This window comes from Candidatus Frackibacter sp. WG13, from assembly GCF_900114655.1.
GTDB lineage: Bacteria > Bacillota > Halanaerobiia > Halobacteroidales > Acetohalobiaceae > Frackibacter.
On the sequence record NZ_FOTT01000004.1, the window covers coordinates 20,478 to 40,467 of the forward strand.

18 protein-coding genes and 1 riboswitch are annotated in these 19,990 nt (G+C 34.7%); of the genes, 2 read left to right on the forward strand and 16 right to left on the reverse strand.

What is annotated here, in order from left to right:
- Positions 1-155 precede the first annotated feature (155 nt).
- The 4 genes from BM077_RS03400 to groES form a co-directional block, all read right to left on the reverse strand.
- Positions 156-1,496, reverse strand: a complete 1,341-nt coding sequence (locus BM077_RS03400) for an NCS2 family permease (protein ID WP_089748332.1) — start codon at positions 1,494-1,496, stop codon at positions 156-158.
- Between the two features lie 179 nt (positions 1,497-1,675).
- Positions 1,676-3,220 (reverse strand): glutamine-hydrolyzing GMP synthase, encoded by a 1,545-nt coding sequence (gene guaA, locus BM077_RS03405; protein ID WP_089748331.1) that lies wholly within the window; start codon positions 3,218-3,220, stop codon positions 1,676-1,678.
- 185 nt (positions 3,221-3,405) lie between these two features.
- Positions 3,406-3,507: riboswitch (purine riboswitch) on the reverse strand.
- Positions 3,508-3,707: 200 nt separating this feature from the next.
- The gene (gene groL / locus BM077_RS03410) at positions 3,708-5,354 is read right to left on the reverse strand and encodes a chaperonin GroEL (protein WP_089748330.1); all 1,647 of its coding nucleotides are present in this window, start codon (positions 5,352-5,354) and stop codon (positions 3,708-3,710) included.
- Between the two features lie 73 nt (positions 5,355-5,427).
- Positions 5,428-5,718, reverse strand: a complete 291-nt coding sequence (gene groES, locus BM077_RS03415; RefSeq protein WP_089748329.1) for a co-chaperone GroES — start codon at positions 5,716-5,718, stop codon at positions 5,428-5,430.
- Between the two features lie 347 nt (positions 5,719-6,065).
- On the opposite strand from groES, the gene BM077_RS03420 reads away from it, so the two are divergent.
- Together BM077_RS03420 and BM077_RS03425 are read left to right on the forward strand one after the other, a co-directional pair.
- Positions 6,066-6,353 (forward strand): ACT domain-containing protein, encoded by a 288-nt coding sequence (locus tag BM077_RS03420; protein ID WP_089748328.1) that lies wholly within the window; start codon positions 6,066-6,068, stop codon positions 6,351-6,353.
- Positions 6,354-6,374: 21 nt separating this feature from the next.
- Positions 6,375-7,736: a PFL family protein gene (locus BM077_RS03425; protein WP_090095137.1), complete on the forward strand. Its 1,362-nt coding sequence runs from the start codon at positions 6,375-6,377 to the stop codon at positions 7,734-7,736.
- 193 nt (positions 7,737-7,929) lie between these two features.
- Here the strand turns inward: BM077_RS03425 and BM077_RS03430 are convergent, their stop codons facing one another.
- The 12 genes from BM077_RS03430 to BM077_RS03480 all read right to left on the reverse strand — a co-directional run bounded on the left by BM077_RS03430 (position 7,930) and on the right by BM077_RS03480 (position 19,908).
- Positions 7,930-9,282, reverse strand: a complete 1,353-nt coding sequence (locus BM077_RS03430; RefSeq protein ID WP_089748326.1) for a DUF512 domain-containing protein — start codon at positions 9,280-9,282, stop codon at positions 7,930-7,932.
- A gap of 18 nt (positions 9,283-9,300) precedes the next feature.
- Positions 9,301-10,314, reverse strand: coding sequence for a tRNA (adenosine(37)-N6)-threonylcarbamoyltransferase complex transferase subunit TsaD (gene tsaD / locus BM077_RS03435; protein WP_089748325.1), 1,014 nt, complete (start codon positions 10,312-10,314; stop codon positions 9,301-9,303).
- 20 nt (positions 10,315-10,334) lie between these two features.
- Positions 10,335-10,805, reverse strand: coding sequence for a ribosomal protein S18-alanine N-acetyltransferase (gene rimI / locus BM077_RS03440; RefSeq protein ID WP_255361545.1), 471 nt, complete (start codon positions 10,803-10,805; stop codon positions 10,335-10,337).
- Positions 10,806-10,819: 14 nt separating this feature from the next.
- Positions 10,820-11,533 (reverse strand): tRNA (adenosine(37)-N6)-threonylcarbamoyltransferase complex dimerization subunit type 1 TsaB, encoded by a 714-nt coding sequence (tsaB, locus tag BM077_RS03445; RefSeq protein ID WP_089748323.1) that lies wholly within the window; start codon positions 11,531-11,533, stop codon positions 10,820-10,822.
- The gene (gene tsaE, locus BM077_RS03450) at positions 11,511-11,984 is read right to left on the reverse strand and encodes a tRNA (adenosine(37)-N6)-threonylcarbamoyltransferase complex ATPase subunit type 1 TsaE (RefSeq protein WP_089748322.1); all 474 of its coding nucleotides are present in this window, start codon (positions 11,982-11,984) and stop codon (positions 11,511-11,513) included. Before tsaE ends, tsaB begins: the two co-directional genes overlap by 23 nt.
- Before the next feature lie 204 nt (positions 11,985-12,188).
- On the reverse strand, positions 12,189-12,695 hold the full coding sequence (locus BM077_RS03455) for an ECF transporter S component (RefSeq protein WP_089748321.1): 507 nt from the start codon (positions 12,693-12,695) through the stop codon (positions 12,189-12,191).
- A gap of 29 nt (positions 12,696-12,724) precedes the next feature.
- Positions 12,725-15,160 (reverse strand): DUF4292 domain-containing protein, encoded by a 2,436-nt coding sequence (locus BM077_RS03460; RefSeq protein WP_089748320.1) that lies wholly within the window; start codon positions 15,158-15,160, stop codon positions 12,725-12,727.
- Between the two features lie 57 nt (positions 15,161-15,217).
- Positions 15,218-16,405 carry a M20 metallopeptidase family protein gene (locus tag BM077_RS03465; protein WP_089748358.1) on the reverse strand — a complete coding sequence of 396 codons (1,188 nt, stop codon included), beginning with the start codon at positions 16,403-16,405 and terminating at the stop codon, positions 15,218-15,220.
- Between the two features lie 90 nt (positions 16,406-16,495).
- Positions 16,496-16,846 carry a type II toxin-antitoxin system PemK/MazF family toxin gene (locus BM077_RS03470; RefSeq protein WP_089748319.1) on the reverse strand — a complete coding sequence of 117 codons (351 nt, stop codon included), beginning with the start codon at positions 16,844-16,846 and terminating at the stop codon, positions 16,496-16,498.
- A 2-nt stretch (positions 16,847-16,848) separates the two neighbouring features.
- Complete coding sequence (locus BM077_RS03475; RefSeq protein ID WP_176941617.1) at positions 16,849-17,124, reverse strand: CopG family ribbon-helix-helix protein; 276 nt, start codon at positions 17,122-17,124, stop codon at positions 16,849-16,851.
- 218 nt (positions 17,125-17,342) lie between these two features.
- Positions 17,343-17,513, reverse strand: a complete 171-nt coding sequence (locus tag BM077_RS13680) for a hypothetical protein (RefSeq protein ID WP_177175530.1) — start codon at positions 17,511-17,513, stop codon at positions 17,343-17,345.
- Positions 17,514-17,664: 151 nt separating this feature from the next.
- Positions 17,665-19,908, reverse strand: a complete 2,244-nt coding sequence (locus BM077_RS03480) for an IGHMBP2 family helicase (RefSeq protein ID WP_089748318.1) — start codon at positions 19,906-19,908, stop codon at positions 17,665-17,667.
- Between the last annotated feature and the right edge of the window lie 82 nt (positions 19,909-19,990).

A 19,990-nucleotide genomic window follows, 5' to 3' on the forward strand; every position in this document is an offset into this window, starting at 1 on the left:
CTTCAAAGACAACAAAGGAGAGGGGAATCCCCCTCTCCTTTACATTAAAATATTGTCAACTAAACAAATTCAACATTCTCAAGAACTTTCAAATTCCACATTACTTTCATTCCTTAAACTCAACCTTGACCTAAACCTCAACCTAAATTACAATCTTACATAAATATATAACGCGCTATAAATAGTAAAGCTAGAATATAGACCATTGGATGTACTTCATCTGATCTTCCAGCAACTAATTTAACTACTGGATAAATGATAATTCCTGCTGCAATTCCTTCCGCAATACTATAAGCAAACGGCATCATAACAATCGTCATAAATGCTGGGAATGCTTCTGTAAAATCTTCAAAATCAATATCCGTAATAGCTCCCATCATTAGTACTCCAACGATAATCAATGCTGGTGCTGTAGCTGCCTCAGGCACTAATAATACTAATGGCGAAATAACTAAAGAAGCTAAGAATAAAACCGCTACAGTTACTGCTGTTAATCCAGTACGACCACCTTCAACGATTCCAGCAGTACTCTCTACATAAGTAGTTACTGTACTAGTTCCTAGAATCGAACCAAAAGTAGTTCCTAAAGAGTCAGCCATTAATGCCTTACCTACCTTAGGCAAGTTGCCGTCTTCATCTAACATTCCTGCCCGAGCTCCAGTACCAACTAGTGTTCCAATAGTATCAAATAAATCAACAAATGTGAAAGCTAAAATTACGTTCAACATTCCAAAGTTCATTAATTCAGGAATTCCTTGTCTAAAAGCACCTAAAGTCTCTAAATTAAACTTTAATGCAAATGGTGAAAAGCCTTCCTTAATCTCTACAACTCCCAATGGAATCCCAATGATAGTAGTAATAATGATTCCAATTAAAATAGAACCTTTAACTCTTTTTGCCATCAACACACCAATAATAACCAACCCAATTAAAGCTAAAAGTGTATTCGGTTCAGCTAAATTCTCAGTTAAACTAATTAAAGTAGCTTTATCAGCAACAATAATATTAGCATTGCTAAGTCCAATTAGAGCAATAAATAGACCAATTCCAGCACTAACTGCTCTTTTTAATGAAGTAGGGATCGCATTTACTATAGCAGTTCTAATTCCTGTAATAGTAATTAAAATAAAGAAGATACCAGATACAAATACTGCTGCTAAAGCTGCTTGCCAACTTAACCCCATACCTAAAACTACTGTATAAGTAAAGAACGCATTTAGTCCCATCCCTGGCGCTAATGCAAATGGATAATTAGCATATAACCCCATAATTAAAGTAGCAAATGCTGCGGAGATTACAGTTGCTGCCATTACTGCTTCAAACGGCATTCCTGCATCCTTAAGAATGATCGGATTTACTATAATGATATAAGCCATAGTCATAAATGTAGTTAAGCCAGCGATAATTTCCGTCTTAACTGTTGTATTATTCTCTTTCAACTTAAAAAGTTTTTCTAAAAGACCTTTTTCTGCTGCCCCTTGTCCTGAACTATTCATAAATCAATTCTCCTCCTTGTTCGGTTTATAACACTTATCCTCTTAATTATACGGATATTATAGCATGATATTCTAAAATTGTCAACTTTAATCCTAATATTAATTAAAATTTATTATTTAATGTTCGTGTTTATCAGATTGCACCTTAACTTTTATTAGGATAGTAGTGAATTAATGGTTTACTCCCATTCAATAGTTGCTGGTGGCTTAGATGTGATATCATAAACTACTCTATTTACCTGCTCAACTTCATTAGTTATCCTAATTGAAATTTTTTCTAAAACTTCATAAGGAATTCTAGCCCAATCTGCAGTCATAGCATCCTCACTTTTAACTGCTCTTAAACCGATCGTATAATTATAAGTTCTTTCATCACCCATTACACCTACACTACGCATTGGCGGTAAAGCCGCAAAATACTGCCATATCTCTCGATCTAAGCCAGCTTTCTTTATCTCTTCCCGCAGTATTGCATCTGCCTCTTGTAAGATTACTACTTTTGCCGGTGTAACTTCTCTCAAAACTCTAATCCCTAAACCAGGTCCAGGAAATGGTTGGCGCCAAACTATCTCTTCTGGTAGACCTAATTCTTCTCCAACCTCCCGCACTTCGTCTTTAAAGATATTACGCAACGGTTCAATTAATTTAAATTCCATATCCTCTGGTAACCCACCTACATTATGATGACTCTTAATGGTGGCTGAATCATCGGTACCACCACTTTCAATTACATCAGAATAGATAGTCCCTTGAACTAAGTACTTAGCCTCCCCTATCTTATTAGCTTCCTCTTCAAAAACCTTAATAAATTCATTGCCAATTATCTTTCTCTTCTCTTCAGGATCAGCAACCCCAGCTAACTTATTAAAGAAACGTTCCTTAGCATCTACATAAATAAGATTCATATCGAACTCTTGACCAAAAGTCTCTTGTACCTCTTCCGCTTCACCTTTTCGCAATAAACCATGATCAACAAAGATACAAGTCAATTGATCACCAATAGCTTGATGAACTAATGTTGCTGCTACTGAAGAATCTACTCCTCCTGACAGACCACAGATTACTTCAGCTTCACCAACTTCTTTCTTAATCTCTGCTATCTGCTCTTCAATAAAATTAGAGGTTGTCCAATCTCCTTTACAATTACAGACTTTAAATAAGAAATTACTGATTATCTCTGTACCTTGTGGAGTATGTACTACTTCTGGATGGAATTGTACACCATAAAATTTAGCTTCAGCATTACCGATTACAGCTACTGGAGAATTAGTCGTATGACCAATAACTTCAAAGCCATCTGGTATCTCTGTTACTCGATCCCCATGGCTCATCCAACACTTAATCTGTCCTCCTAATCCATCTAAAAGGTCCATCTCCTGATCAATAATTAATTCGGCACTACCATATTCTCTATGTTCTGCTGCTTTAACTTCTCCTCCAGGTAGTAAGTGACTCATTAATTGCATTCCATAACAGATTCCTAAGATTGGCACTCTTAATTCAAAAATTTCTTCATCTACATAAGGAGCACCATCACCATAGACACTAGCCGGTCCACCTGAAAAGATAATCCCTTTAGGATTAAGCTCCTTTATCTTCTCAATCGACGTACTATAGGGCAAAACTTTAGAATAAACATCGCATTCTCTTACGCGTCGGGCAATCAATTGACTGTACTGTGCTCCAAAATCTAAGACTAAGACTAATTCATGTTCTTCTTGCATAATTATTTCCCTCCTGAAAATTACTATATCTATATAAGGTTCCTGCATAATTAAATTGTTAAACTTCCTTATATAAGAATTTTAATCACAAATCAAAAATACCAAGCTATCATCTAAGTTAAGACTTACAACTTAATAGCTTGGCTAGTAGAATTGAAATATAGGTATATATAATTAGAGAATAGATTATTATACCTAAATTCCGTAGTCGGTTAGTTTACGGCTAACCGGTAGAAACTATCAAGCCTTATTCTTGAAATTATACGCAATTTATAACAAAATCATATAAAATTATATTAAGTTCTATTGGTAGTATAAAGCAGATTCTATTTGTTGTCAAGAAAAATCCTATAGTAGATTAGACAGAAAATTATTTTATACTTGAATAGTAAAAGATAATTCAATTTTTATACTGTTAAATCAGTAATCCCCTTTGGAATATTCCAAAGGGGATTAAAAATGAAACTATTCTCTTATCAAAACTAATTTACATCATTCCTGGCATTCCGCCCATTCCACCTGGCATTCCTCCACCAGGCATTCCACCGCCACCATTATCATCATCTTCATCATCACTAGCTACTAATGTTTCAGTAGTTAGTAACATAGCAGCAGCACTAGCAGCATTCTGAAGAGCAGAACGAGTTACTTTTGCCGGATCTACAATTCCACTTGCAATCATATTAACAAACTCACCATTATAAGCATCAAATCCGACACCTAATTCTTCATTCTTAACTTTCTCTACGATTACTGAACCTTCATATCCAGCATTATCAGCGATTAATCTTACTGGGGCTTCTAATGCACGACGAACGATATCGGCACCAGTAGCTTCATCTCCTTCTAGACCTAAATCTTCTAATCCAGGTAAGATATCTACTAATAACGTTCCACCACCGGCTACAATACCTTCTTCAACAGCAGCACGCGTAGCAGCTAACGCATCTTCAATTCTTAATTTCTTCTCTTTAAGCTCAGTTTCAGTAGCTGCACCAACCTTAATTACAGCAACTCCACCGGCTAACTTAGCTAATCTTTCCTCTAACTTTTCTCGATCAAAGTCAGAAGATGTATTTTCAATCTGACGACGAATCTGTTCCACACGCTGCTTAATATTAGCTTCATTTCCAGCACCGTCAACAACAGTAGTATCATCTTTAGTAATGGTTACATTTCTAGCTTGACCTAACATATCAACAGTTGTACTTTCTAACTGTAGACCTTTATCCTCTGTAACTACTTGACCTCCAGTTAAAGTAGCGATATCTTCTAACATTGCTTTACGACGATCACCAAATCCAGGTGCTTTAACAGCTACACATTCAAATGTCCCTCGAATCTTATTTACAACTAATGTAGCTAAAGCTTCTCCTTCTACATCTTCAGCAATAATTAATAGCTTCTTACCTTGCTGGGCTACTTTTTCTAATAAAGGTAGAATATCTTGAATATTGCTGATCTTTTGGTCAGTTAAAAGAATATATGGGTCATCTAAGTTAGCTTTCATTTCATCAGTATCAGTTACCATATATGGAGATAAGTAACCTCTATCAAACTGCATACCTTCAACTACTTCTAAGCTAGTTCCCATTGTCTTAGATTCTTCAACAGAGATAACTCCATCCTGACCTACCTTTTCCATTGCATCAGCAATTAAATTTCCTACTTCTTCATCAGCAGCAGAAATAGAAGCAACCTGAGCAATAGACTCTTTATCTTCAATCGGCTTACTCACCTTTTGAATCTCTTCTACAGCTTTATTTACAGCTTTATCGATCCCTTTTTTAAGTACCATTGGATTAGCTCCAGCAGCTACATTCTTCATTCCTTCTTTAATGATTGCCTGAGCTAGAACTGTTGCAGTAGTAGTTCCATCACCTGCAACATCATTAGTCTTTGTCGCTACTTCCTTTACAGTCTGTGCACCCATATCTTCAAAACGATCTTTCACTTCAATCTCTTTAGCAATAGTAACACCATCATTAGTAATTAATGGAGCACCAAATCCTTGCTCTAAAACTACATTACGACCTTTTGGGCCTAATGTAACCTTAACAGCTTCAGCTAACTTATTAACACCATCTTCTAAAGCTCTTCTTGCCTCTTCACCAAACTTTAGTTTCTTTGCCATTATGTACACAACCTCCTTGAAATTTTATTCAAATGATTTATTTAACAATTGATTTACGATTAATTAAAGGATATTATTCAACTATAGCTAATATATCCTTCTCACTAATTACTAAGTACTCTTCCCCATCAAACTCTATTTCCGTTCCAGCATATTTACCATATACAACTTTATCTCCTTCACTCACATCTAACTCTAATCGTTCACCACTATCCAATTTTTTACCCTCTCCTACAGCTACAACTTTACCTTCTTGCGGCTTTTCCTTTGCACTATCTGGTAGTACAATTCCGCTTTCAGTAGTCTCTTCTTTCGCTTCTAATGCTTGCACAACTACTCGATCACCTAAAGGTTTAATTCCCATTACCAAAACCTCCTTATATATTTTTAAAATTAAATATTTGTTATTAGCACTCGCTAACAGTGAGTGCTAATCATTCCAGTATTAATAATACATAAGACACCACTTAAAATCAACCTTGATTTATAACCATTTAGCAGTTATAATTATGGTTAGGGGCAATTAAATGCTAATTACTAGTTTATTCTCAAATAATCAATCTTTTTCAATCAATCCCTTTCTTGAAAACCTATTGATATAAAATCCAATCTAATAACCCCTTCCATTATTAATATTTCATTGACATTAACTATAAAATCATATATTATTGTTATCAAAATTACATTAAATTAAACGGAGGTGCTTATATAATGCAAGAAGAAAAGAATAATAGAATTGTTGTTACAGTCTTAGGAGAAGATAAAGTAGGTATCGTAGCTAATATCACCACTGTTTTAGCTGAACACAAAGCTAATATTATTGATATTAGTCAATCTTTATTACAAGATCTATTCTCTATGATTATGTTAGTTGATATTTCTGAAATAGATATCAGTTTTGAAGAATTACAAAACGAATTACAAGACGCCGGACAAGAATTAGATTTAAAAGTTATGACTCAACATGAAGATATCTTCCGCTATATGCACCGTGTCTAATTATGTAAGGAGGGAAATTTAATGCTCATCAATCCAGATGAAATAATCGAAACTATTAAAATGATTGAAATGGAAAACTTTGATATTAGAACAGTTACTATGGGTATCAACCTTCGTGACTGTGCAGATAGTAATATCAAAGTCTTAAATCAGAAGATATATGATAAGATAACTACTTATGCTAAAAATTTAGTAGAGACAGTAGAAGAGATGGAAATTAAATATGGAGTACCAATCGTTAATAAACGAATCTCTGTTACTCCCATTTCTACTATAGCAGGTACTTGTCAAGAAACAGACTATAGCAGCATTGCTGAAACAATGGACAAGGCTGCTAAAGAAGTAGGAGTTGACTTTATTGGTGGATTCTCTGGGCTAGTACATAAAGGTTACACTAAAGGAGAAAAAAACTTAATAAAGTCCATTCCTGCTGCTTTAAGCAAAACAGACCGTGTTTGCTCATCTATTAATGTAGCCACCACTAATGCTGGTATCAATATGGATGCAGTTTTAGAGATGGGCGATGTAATTAAAAAGACTGCTGATTTAACTAAGGATAATGGCGCCATTGGTTGTGCTAAATTAGTCGTCTTTGCTAATGTGCCGGAAGATAATCCATTCATGGCCGGAGCTTTCCATGGCGTTGGTGAACCAGAAGCAGTGATTAATGTAGGAGTTAGTGGACCAGGAGTAGTTAAAAATGTAGTTGATAAGATTCCCGGAGCTGATTTTAGTGAGTTATCGGCCTCTATTAAACGAACTGCTTTTAAAATTACTCGCATGGGAGAATTAATCGGCAATAGTGTTTCTAAGGAGTTAGACGTTCCGTTTGGCATTGTAGACTTATCATTAGCACCTACACCTGCTATTGGTGATAGCATAGCTAATATTTTAGAAAGTATGGGCTTAGAAAGATGTGGTACTCATGGTACTACTGATGCTTTAGCTTTATTAAATGACGCAGTTAAAAAAGGTGGTGCTATGGCATCATCACATGTCGGAGGACTCAGCGGAGCATTCATTCCGGTTAGTGAAGACCAAGGTATGATCGAAGCAGCCGAAGTAGGAGCTTTAAGTATAAGTAAACTAGAAGCAATGACCTCAGTCTGTTCCGTAGGTTTAGATATGATCGCAGTTCCTGGTTCAACTTCTAAAGAAACCCTCGCTGCTATCATAGCTGATGAAATGGCCATCGGTATGATCAATAAGAAGACAACCGCTGTGCGGATTATTCCTGTCCCAGGCAAAGATGTAGGTGACTACGTAGAATTTGGTGGCTTATTAGGTAGAGCACCAATTATTGATGTAAACCAATTTAGCTCAGATGACTTTGTAAACCGCGGTGGAAGAATTCCAGCACCTTTACAAGCACTAAATAATTAAAATTTATCTATGTGCTTTCATAATCAATTAATTATGAAGGAGTAAAGTTACCACAACCAGCGTGTCCACGCTGGTTGTATATCTATATCCTTAATCCAAATTCTATATTAAAATTCCATTCCAATTCAGATTAATTATTCTATTACTCAACCTCAGCCTTAGCCTCAACCTTAGTCTAATCCTCAACCTTAACTTAAACCAAAGCTACCTCACAATCCAGTTCATCCTTTATTACCTCATAAGACTTACCAACCAAATCATTTCCCCAATTATTAAAAGGATTCTCTGGAATAAAGACTAAATCAGCTTCTAAGATTTCAGCTTGATACTCATAAATAGCATCTAAAAAATCATCTGCTACTAACAGTCCTGCTGCCATAATACTTCCACCAAAAAACTTGTTCTTAATTGGCAAGATTTTGACTTCTATTTCAGATAGCGATTCATCTATAATCTTTTCAACCCCCAACTTAACTATTCTTTCACCTAAAACAGACGTTAATAATACCACCTTCTTCACAACTTTACTAGTAATTATCTGTTCTATCTTCTTTATTCGTTTTGAAGAAATATCATAATCTAAAACTATTCCCGGTCTATCACCAGATTCTTTTTCTAATGAAATTTCAATGATTTGACCACTACGCTTACACTCTATAACGGCTGTCTTAGCATTTAATAATTTATTAAATGCATCCACTCTTGTCTTTACAGTTTCTTGGTTTATTTTTATAATCTCATCACCTTTTTTAAAACCAGATATATCCGCTGGTGAACCAGAAATTACCCCCTTTAACTTCACATTCATATCTTCAAGCAAAGGAGGTTCTACCATAATAGGAACTCTATATCTATTATTCAATTCCTTAATATAGTTACTTAGCTCTTCCCATAATTCTAAATCAAATTGCAATTCAGATGGCGTTAACTTAGTATAACCTGGTAAGAATACCCTTACAGTTTGAGCATGATTACTATCTAAAAAACTAATTGTTTTTTCTAACTCATCCCAGCCGCTAATCATAGGCATTGCTACAATACTGCCATGATAAGGAATCTCAAACTTAGCCAACTCTTCTATTCCTTTTAAAACCTTTTTCCCATTTTGATCTCCCATTATTTTTTTACGCCAAATAGGTTGTGAACTATTTAAAGAAAGGTTTAATTCTATTAAACCCAAATCTTTCAATACCCTAACATTTTTATTATTTAAATATGACCCATTAGTTGTAATTTGAACTGTAGTTTCAGGAAAGCGCTTACGTAGGTAATTTAAAATAGAATTGAATTTTGGATGGGCAAATGGCTCACCTTCTATAATGCGAGTAATAGATTCGCCAATTACAATCTTTCTTTGTGGGTCTAAAAAATCAGCAACTTCCTTTACCTCATTTAAACTCTGATGCCCACAATTAAAGACTTCAACCCCTTCTGGATTAAAATAATGACTACAAAAAAGACAATTTAGATTACAAACAGAAGTAATAGGTAGAATATTACGTTCTTGAGCTGATAGAATGATTAGTTGTTTAGATGAATATTTCATTTTATTCTCTACTCTCCTTTACCCCAACTGCAAATTAGGTTCTGCATTCAAGTCATAATCTGTCCGCATACCACTCTTCCAATGGTAGTAACCTACACTAGCAATCATAGCTGCATTATCTGTACATAACTTAGGGGGTGGGAAATGTAATTCAACTCCTAAATCATACAACTTACTCTCTAGTTCTACTCTTAATTGTCGGTTAGAAGCTACACCTCCGGCTAAAATTACATTCTTAACCTTAGTCTCTTTAACCGCTTTAATCACTTTAGCAACTAAGATATCCACCACTGCTTGCTGAAAGCTAGCGGCTAAATTAGCCTTATTAATCTCTTCCCCTCGTTGCTCTTGATTATTAATATAATTTAAAACAGCAGTCTTTAGTCCACTAAAACTAAAGTCATAATTATCAGCATTGATGAGAGGGCGCGGTAAGTCAATTGCTTCCTCATCACCTTCCTTAGCTAATTTATCTATAATTGGTCCTCCGGGATACCCCAACTCTAGGACTCTAGCTACTTTATCGAAAGATTCTCCCGCTGCATCATCTCTAGTTCTACCTAATATCTGATATTCTCCAAATTCAGAGAAATATAATAAATCAGTATGCCCTCCCGAAACGGTTAGACAAACTAAAGGCGGTTCTAGATCTTCATGAGCAATAAAATTAGAATAGATATGCCCTTCAATATGATTAATAGCTATTAAAGGTATCTGTTGGGCATAAGCTATACCTTTAGCAGCAGCTATCCCCACTAATAAACCACCGACTAATCCTGGACCATATGTAACTGCCACTGCTGATAAATCTGCAAATTTAACTCCTGCTTCCACCATAGCCTCTTCAATAACCGGATTCATTAATTCAACATGCTTACGAGAAGCAATTTCAGGCACTACACCACCAAACTTACGGTGCCAATCTATCTGTGAAGCAATAATATTTGATAATACATTTCTCCCGTTTTCAACTACTGCTGCTGACGTTTCGTCACATGATGATTCAATCCCTAAAATCAAGTCATTTCCCATAATATAATCTAACCCCTTAATTATTTAATCTTTAAAGTCTTCCACATAATCACTGCATCTTCTTTATTATCTTGATAATAGTTCTTCCGGATACCCGCCTCATCAAATCCATAATCAGTATATAATCTCCGCGCTGACTGATTAGAAACTCTAACTTCTAACGTCACTTTATTAACGCCTTCTTCTACAAGCCGACCGAAAAGAGTTATCAATAATTTTTTAGCTACTCCTTGCCGTCGATAATCAGGATTAACCGCTAAAGTAGTAATATGGCTTTCATTTAAAATAATCCAAGCCCCTATATAACCTATTACTTCTTGTTCGTTCTTAGCTACAAAGTAATTTGCATAACGATTCTTTGTTATCTCCTTCTTAAACGCATTTCTTGACCAAGGTGAATTAAAAGCTTCTTTTTCAATAACTAATACCTGGTCTAAATCAGATGTCTTCATATATTCTACATTTAAATCTAAATTATTAGTTTCTTTCAAAACTATCTCCATCCTTACCTATTCTCTAACCTCCGCTCCCAATCAATTTCAGCTTGAGAACGCTTTAAATAATTAGGGTTGACCTTAAAAAGATCATCATCTTCGCCGGCTTTCAACTTAATAGATCCAATTCTACCTAAGACTCCACCACGAATTATATTATATATACTAGGTAAAAATTGAGCTTGTTTCCCTAACTCACCCTTGATTATTGTACCGTAGTTATCTGTTGCCTCTCCTACAAAGATAGTCTCCTCATTAAAATCTCGTCCAATTTTTTGAACTAAATCTGTTACAGGAATCATTCTTTCAGAAAGGACTTGCTTCTTTAATCCATCTACATTCTCTTTATAGATTCCTGTATAGACTCTTTCTCTTCTAGCATCTATTACAGGACAGATATATTTATCAGTATGTACTAAACTATTAGCTAAAACTTCCAAAGTTGAGACACTAACAATTGGAATCTCTACTACCTGCGCTAAGCTTTTAGCTGTAGCAACACCTATTCTAATGCCTGTAAACGAACCAGGTCCAACTCCAACTGCAATTCCATCTAACTCATTTAATTCTACCTGTGCCTCTTCCATCACACGAACGACCTGAGGCATCAACCGTTGCGAATGAGTCATCTTCAAATTCAAATTATACTCTGCAATTATCCTTTCATTCTGACATAGACTAACTGCCCCTGTCTTTGTAGAACTATCTAAAGCTAAAATCAACATTCTTCTTCAACTCCGTAACCAACGAAATATACTTATTAGCCTGTGGAATAACCTTAATAGTTCTTGTATTATCATGACCTTTAATTATAATATTTAAATAGTTATCGGGCATTAAAGAACCAGCTTTGTCTGGCCACTCAATAATTGTCACTCCTTCTCCATAAAGATATTCTTCAAATCCGATATCATATAACTCTTTATAATCAGATACCCGATAAAGATCTATGTGATAAGCAGGCAAACGTCCTTGATATTCGTTAACTAAAGTATAAGTAGGACTAGTTATCTCTCTTTCTACCCCTAATCCCTTTAATATTCCTTTTGCTAAATATGTCTTACCTGCTCCTAAATCACCTTGAAGACAGATAATATCACCACTATTAAGCACTTCACCTAATCTCTCACCTAATTCAATTGTCTCCTCTGGAGCCTCAGTCTTTAACTTTAACATATTTCCACCCCTCTTCATATAAATAAATTAGTAATCAATATCAGTTGTCAGTATCAGTAAAGCCCACTAAAAAGTTATCAAACTAAAGCAGTAGTTATCATAAGCTTATGGTCAGCCTTGTTTTTTAGGCTGAGAATAGCCCACTAAAAAGTTATCAAACTAAAAGCAGTAATTGTCATAGACTTATGATCAGCCTTAACCTCATTACCTATTATTATCCAAAACTCTAACTACTAACAAAACAATAATAACTGCTACAACCACTTCTGGAGGACCGTGAGTAATACCAATCCCTATCGCTCCTGCCAAAGGTAAATAGCCTTTTAAAACTGATAATCCTAAAACCCCAATAGTATTAGTTAAAGTTCCTACAGTTGCTGCCAACCCAACTGCTAATGAATCTTTAGATACTAATTTATAACTATACGCAGCCAAAATACCGATTAAAACCCGAGGTAAAATCCCAATTAACGGATCTGCTACAAAAGGATTTCCTGCTCTCAAAAAGCTGAACACTCCAAAGACTAACCCTACTAAACCACCTACCAAAGGGCCTTCTAAGATAGCGCCAATAATAACCGGGATATGCATAATAGTCGCTGCCCCCGCTGGCGTAGGCACCGGCACAAAACCTAAGGGAGTCATTCCTAGCACAACCGATACTGCACCTAAAATTCCTACTATTGTAATCTTTCGTGTCTCCAATTGCATCTTATTCAACCTCCATCAACTAATAAACCTTACTTAACCTCTTTAACCAAATTCCTAATTTCTTTTAGGACTTCTGCTTTATTCTGTTGAAAATAATCATTATCAAAACGAGAAATTATCTCCTCCACTCGCTGATAATTCTGTTTTACACTTTGAATCATACCTAAATAGAAGTAGGCATCACCATAATAAGCATTCTTTTCTAAGGCTGCACGATATTCTTGCATCGCTAAATTTAGTCTACCTTTACGACGCCATCTATCCCCGTTTGCCTTATATTCTTTACCATATGTCTGATAATTATTTTTATTTTCCTGTAGTCGTTCTAATTCGTCCACAACTTTAGTAAGCTTAGTAGTCAACTTACTTAAAGTCGGATCAGGTTTAAATCTTTTAATATATTTAGAATTAATTCTAACTTTATCAAATTCCCCAGTAATTAGATGAGCAACTGCTAAATTATATACTGCTCTTAGATCACTAGGATCCTTCTGTTTTACTTTCTTCCATAGCTTAACAGCTGTTGCTAAGTCCCCATCTCGCAGCTTCAAGACTCCCAGCTTTCTATAAATCCATGGATAATCATGTAATTCAAGAGCATTTTCATAGTTATTAACTGCTAACTGATAATTACTCTGCTTTTCATATAATTTTGCCAAATTTGCATATAGCTTAGCAACTACTCTTTCGGTCCAGCTATCTGCTGAATCGCCAAACTCTTTTATCCCTTGTTGGTAAGTAGCTACAGCTAGATTATCTAATTTATAATTAGTTAATAATTGTCCTAATTCAAGATAATCATTAACCTTTAAATCATCGACTTCCAAAATTCCACCCCACACTTTAAGGGCTTCATCCTTATCTTTTAATGCCCAATATGCTTTACCTAGCTTCACCTTTAAATTAAATTGTTTAGGTTTTAACTTTAATGCTGATTTATAATACTTTACAGCAGCCTCATAATTCTGCCAACGATAATAGAAATCAGCTATTTCTTCATAGTTCAACCAATTTGGCTCTAAGTTAATAGCTTGCTTATATAATTGCTCTGCTAATTGATACTCTTTCATCTTCTCATAAGACTTAGCTAGCTTTATATAACCCCAAGTATTTTTAGGCTCAACCTGAATAGCCTGTTGATATCTAAGAGTAGCCTGCATATACTTCCCAGCATCAAAATATAAATTTCCAGAGTAAATTAGATATTCTGGCTTTTTAGGAGCTAAAGCAATTAGCTTATCTAGAATATTTTGTGCGTTATTAAGCATTGCAGCAGTAATAGAAGAACGACGATATGTCCAAAATAACCTTTCCAAATACTCTTCTCTAGTAGGCTTCAAACTAACAGCTGTTTCAAAAGCATCTCGCGCTGCTTCTAAATTATTTAATTGTAAATTTAGCTCTCCTAAAGTAAAATGCAATTCACCATTTTGATAATCAATAATTAAAGCATCTTCAATTGCCTTTATAGCTTTTCTATACTTACCTTGCCCACGATAAATTTCAGCTAATTTTTGATAATACTTCACTTTCTTATCAATCTTAATTGCTTCTTTTAAAGTCTCGATTGCTTTTTCAATATCTAAGATTTTATAATATAACTTAGATAAAAGGTATCTGCTTTCATCATCCTTCGGATTATTATTAACCTTCTTTTCTAATTTTACTATCTCTCGCCTAGCTTGTGGCGCAAAACCTACAGCAAAATCATTATAATTCAGGCCACTATTTAACACCCAATTTTGATAAGTAATCAATAAAATTTTTCTTCCTTGATTATCTTTAACTTCGATTAAGTTAGGTAGCAAAATATTATCAACTAACTCTTGATAGTCATTATAATTTATTGTAGCTACTAACTGTTTATTACTATTAAATATTTCTATCTTCTTAATAATTAATTCTTCTTGATCTACCCACAAAATCTGTCTAGTAAATAAATTATTTAACTCTAATAAGTACATAGGATTATTATTTAGATTAGCTTCACCAATTAACTTTAAAGTATAAAGATCCTCTAAATTTGCTAATGGTTTTAAGTAGTCTCGTTGACCATTCAAAGGAAGAGCTGTCTGTAATAACGAATAATCTGGCGGTAGATAGATCCATGGTAAACTATTCAATAACCTACCTACTTCAGTTCCTTCAAGTTTATTAAAATTATATGAATTATCAATTAAAGAACGTTGTTGATTCTTCATTATATTCGCCTGATAAGCTATCTTCTTATCTTTATTTAAAATAACTTTAGAAATTAAAGAACCTTTAAAATCATTAATCTGAGCAAAATTATCTGTAATCGCTTTAATAATTTCTTTAGCACTCTTATCCCCTTCAGACATCTGATATGGAAGATCGATCCCTTGACCTAACCCTCTTTCTTTCGAAGTTTGTGCTGCCGACGGCAAATTAATTGCTACACACAATACTATAATAAAAATTGTAACCTTTAACTTCTTCTGCAAAGTTGACACCTTCCTTACTAAAGGTTTAATGGACTTCTTAGACTACTTATTCTATACTCAAGAATCTTTTCCTTTATTCTTAGAATAATTTAAAACTGTTTCTACAAAAGTCATTACTCCAAGCTTCAATGCTGCTTCATCAAAATCAAATCGAGGGTGATGTCCTGGATAAGAATAGTTTGGAAACTTTCCAGCTCCTAAGCGATAATAAGCACCAGGCACATCTTGACAGTAATAAGCAAAATCCTCAGCCCCCATTGAAGGTTTCTTAACTCTATCTACTCCTTCAAGTTCTACTAATTCATCTAAAATTCTTACTAAATAATTTACTAACTGCGAATCATTCATCAGCACAGGATAACCAAATTTATAACCCAAATCATAATCTGCATTATGACTAATAGTTACTCCTTTAATCACTCGTTCAATCTTTTTGGGTAAATCTTCTCTAATATCAGGGTCAGTTGTTCTTACTGTTCCTTTTAACTTTACGCAATCAGCAATTACATTATGTCTATATCCGCCCTCAATCTTACCTAATGAGATAACCGCTGCTTCCTGAGGATCCAGTTTCCTACTTACTACAGTCTGTAAAGCAGTTATAATCTCTGCTGCTACTACTATAGCATCTACTGTTTGATGAGGAGCTGAACCGTGTCCTCCCTCTCCTAAAACTTCTAAATGAATCTGGTCAGCTGCTGCTGCAAATGGTCCATCTTTTATCTCAATCTTTCCTGTCGGTAAATCAGTATTTAAATGTAGACCTACTATACTATTTACCCCTTCTAAGACCCCCTCTTTAATCATTGGTAGTGCTCCCCCAGGCCCTTCTTCGGCTGGTTGAAAGATAAACCGAACATTAGTATCCAAGTGATCACGAAATTCATCTAAGATAACTGCTGTTCCTAGTAAGATAGCTACATGACCATCATGACCACAGGCATGCATGACTCCTTCTTTCTGTGAAACATACTCAACTTCATTCTGCTCTTGGATAGGTAATGCATCCATATCAGCTCTTAAAGCTAAAATAGGCAAATTATCATCGATATGTAAATCAGCAACTACTCCTGTCTTCGCCACTTCAGTCTTTAATGATAATTCCGTATCTTTTAATACTCTAATTATCTTCTTTGCTGTTTCATATTCAACAAAACCTAATTCCGGCTCTTGATGGATAGAACGCCTCCAAGTAACTAAATCCGACTCTAAATCATAGATAGCTTGCTTAATTTTGGATTGCATATCCAATCTATTACCCCCTTCATAAAAAATAATAACTAAAAAAAGCTATTAACCTTTTCTAAGTTAATAGCCTCCACCGCATATATCTAATTATAAATCTATTAACCCTACACTAATTTCTAAAGCTTCATTCACTTCCTGTACTATCTCATCATCTAAATGAGTAATCTGCCGTTGTAACCGTTTCTTATCGATGGTTCTAATCTGTTCTAAAAGAATTACTGAATCTCTTTCTAATTTATGTTCATTAGCATCTATTTCTACATGTGTTGGTAACTTAGCCTTATCAATCTTAGAAGTAATTGCTGCTACAATAACTGTAGGACTATATTTATTACCAATGTCATTCTGAATCACTAGAACTGGCCTAACGCCACCTTGTTCTGAACCGACTACAGGGTTTAAATCGGCATAGAACACATCTCCTCGTTTAATAGCCACTGTTATTCACACTCCGCTATATTTGTTTCATACTTAAAAAAATCCCTGTTTTCCGTATTAATATTATCTTCTGCCAGTTCTAAATTAATATTACCCATCTCAAGATAGCCCTGTTTCATCTCTCTTTTTATCTCTTTTTTACGCAACTCAGTAATGTAAAGCTTCATAGCTTCACGAATAAATTCACTACGATTCTGATTCTTCTCTTGAACGACCCCATCTACTTCCTCCAATAAATTATCTGGCAAACTAATCATTACCCTCTTTAGATTAGTCAAATTAAAACACCTCCGGCAAGATACATTAATTTAATAATAGTATATGTTACTGACTGTAAGAATGTCAATATGGATATATATAAAGTTATATATTTGATTCAACATTAGTTTTTACAAGTTAATATATAATATTCATTTAATTTAAAGCTCTTCCAAGGAGAAAAAAGAGACGCAATAACACGTCTCCTCTCTTAAGTTCAAGACTAATTAGTCATCACTTATACTCTTTCATAAGCTTCTTTATCCGCTTTCAAACCTTCTTCAGCTAATTTCAAATTGATCTTCCCCATTTTAAAATAGCCTTTCTTCATTTTCAGCTTTAAACTGCCTTTACATTCTTCATCTGCATTGTTAACTTCTTTCTTACTTAAAAACTGCTGGTTAGCCATTGGCATCCCACCTCATTCAAAATAGTTGAAACAGGACAATACGTAATTTAATTATATCCTATTCTCAACAGACATGTCAATAGAAGTAATTGATTCTTTTGCCTAAATCGACAAGTAATTTATGGTAATCCAATTAAAGTGTATGCTAATATTATAATGCATAATAATAGCCATCTTCCTGCACATAATTAATTAATCGTTGGTAAACTTCATTAGAATTAATAGTAGAAGAATCCCCGATTATAATTAATTTTCGTTTAGCTCGCGTTAAAGAAACATTCAGTCTTCTCAAATCCCTTAAGAAACCAATATTACCATATTGATTACTACGAACTAATGATAAAATAATCACTTCTTTTTCACGCCCTTGAAAACCATCAACAGTATTAACTTCTAACTCATCTAAATCTAATTTATTATTAATCAACTCTACCTGGTCTTTATAAGGAGTAATCACCGCTATATCTTTTAAGTCTAAAGTAAGCTTCATAGCTTCTTCCACAATTTCTATAACTAAGTCTGCTTCGATATGATTCTCTAATGACGTTGAATCACCTTTAGAACGTTCTGGTGCTCGCATACCTTTCGTATCAAAGAAGATTAATGGTTCATTAAAAGTTAATGCTTTCTCTGCTATCTGTCCTCCATCTGGTTTTAAGATATCTAAGTCAGCTAAAGTATGATTTCCAATTCCTTGTGCACTTTCTAGTAAACCATTATAAAATTCGAAGTTAGAAAAGTTCATAATTAGATCATTCATTCGATATTGAACCTTTAACATCTGTTTTATTTCACCATTATATAAATCAACTAATCTTTCAAATATAGAACGATTTAAACCATCTTGTTCAGCCTTACCACTTAAGATTGTTGGTGGTAACTGTTTGTGGTCTCCAGCTAAGATAGCTTGCTTAGACTTGGTTAATGGTATTAAGACTGCTGGTTCAGTAGCTTGAGTAGCTTCATCCACTACCAACAGATCAAATTTGAAGTTTTCTAGTACCTCAGAACCCGCCGTAGAATTAGTAGTACATACCACATCTGCTTCACTCAATAATTCTTTTACAGCTTCATCTTCTAAAGTCTCTATCTTTGTAAATAACTCATCAACCTTTTCTTGAATTTTAAGCCATTCTGCCATCTCTTTAATCTTGTTAAGCGGAACACCTCTAGTTCTCTTGTTATTATTAGCACTCTCTATAATTTGTTCATTACTCATCCCTCTACGCCATCTACCACTTGGATGAGTCAATTCATCCTGTTTATCTAACAATTTATAAGCTTCTCTCCTTAACTTAGTAGCTTCTTGATACTTAGCACGCTCTTCAATCAAATAGTCCAAAGTATGCTCCCTTAGAATAGGTGTCACTCTTACGGGATGTCCCACTCGGACTACATCAACATCTGCTTGCACTAACCTCTCTACTAAGTTATCAACCGCCGTATTGGAATCAGCCGTTGCCAAAATATCTTTCTTAGGACCAATAGCCTGCCTAATAATCTCAATACAAGTCATCGTTTTACCAGTACCTGGAGGCCCATGAATAAGGAAGAAGTCTCTAGCCTGTAAAGCCTTTTTAACCGCTTTCTTCTGTGACTCATTTAAGTTTTGATTAATGAATTCTACTTTTGGTTCAATATCATTAAACTCCATTTCTTCAATTCCTAAAAACCTATCACGAATTTCAGCCAATCTATCCTCTGCTTTTTCGACTTTCTCTAAAGCATCTAACATCCGTTGGAAAGTAATATCATTTACATATAGGTCTAGCCTTAAGCCCTTACCATAAACAAAGCCAGCCGGTTCTTGATCAAAAACAACAGTTAATGAGTACTGAGTCTTCTCAGCCACAGTCCCTGTCGGATTATCATCTCGTAGAGGTTGATTCTTACTAATCATTACTAAGTCTCCTACATTTATCTCATTATCCGGTAACTCTTCTCCTCTTCGCTGTCGCATAAATTTTACTAACTTCTTACCACCAAAACCTTCACCTTCATCACGACCACGAAGATGTAAGATTGCTCTTCCTTTCTTTTCACGCTCGTAACCTGTCAAGTTCTGAATTTCTAATTCATGTTTCCGCATCTCAGCTTTTCTTTCCATCTGTACTAATCGCTTAAACTTATTAACATAATTATTTATATCCTCTATCTTTTCTCGGGCATCATCATCAACCCGAACTTTGACCTTAATTCCCGCTACTTGATTATTGTCCATAACCTTAACCACTTTATCTGCTATACCTTCTTCTACTTCGACTACTGCTTTACCATCAACAAAATCTATCTTACCAATCTTATTTCCATCCATCTTCACCTCATTAGTAAAAGCCCCTACAATATCACCTGGCCCTACATAATCAGGTAAATTTTCAACTACTAAATTTACCATTACAATCTTCACCTCCAAAAAAAGCACCCTAAGCTTAGGGTGCAATTATACACTAAAAAGTATATCAAAAAGTCTTTTGTTA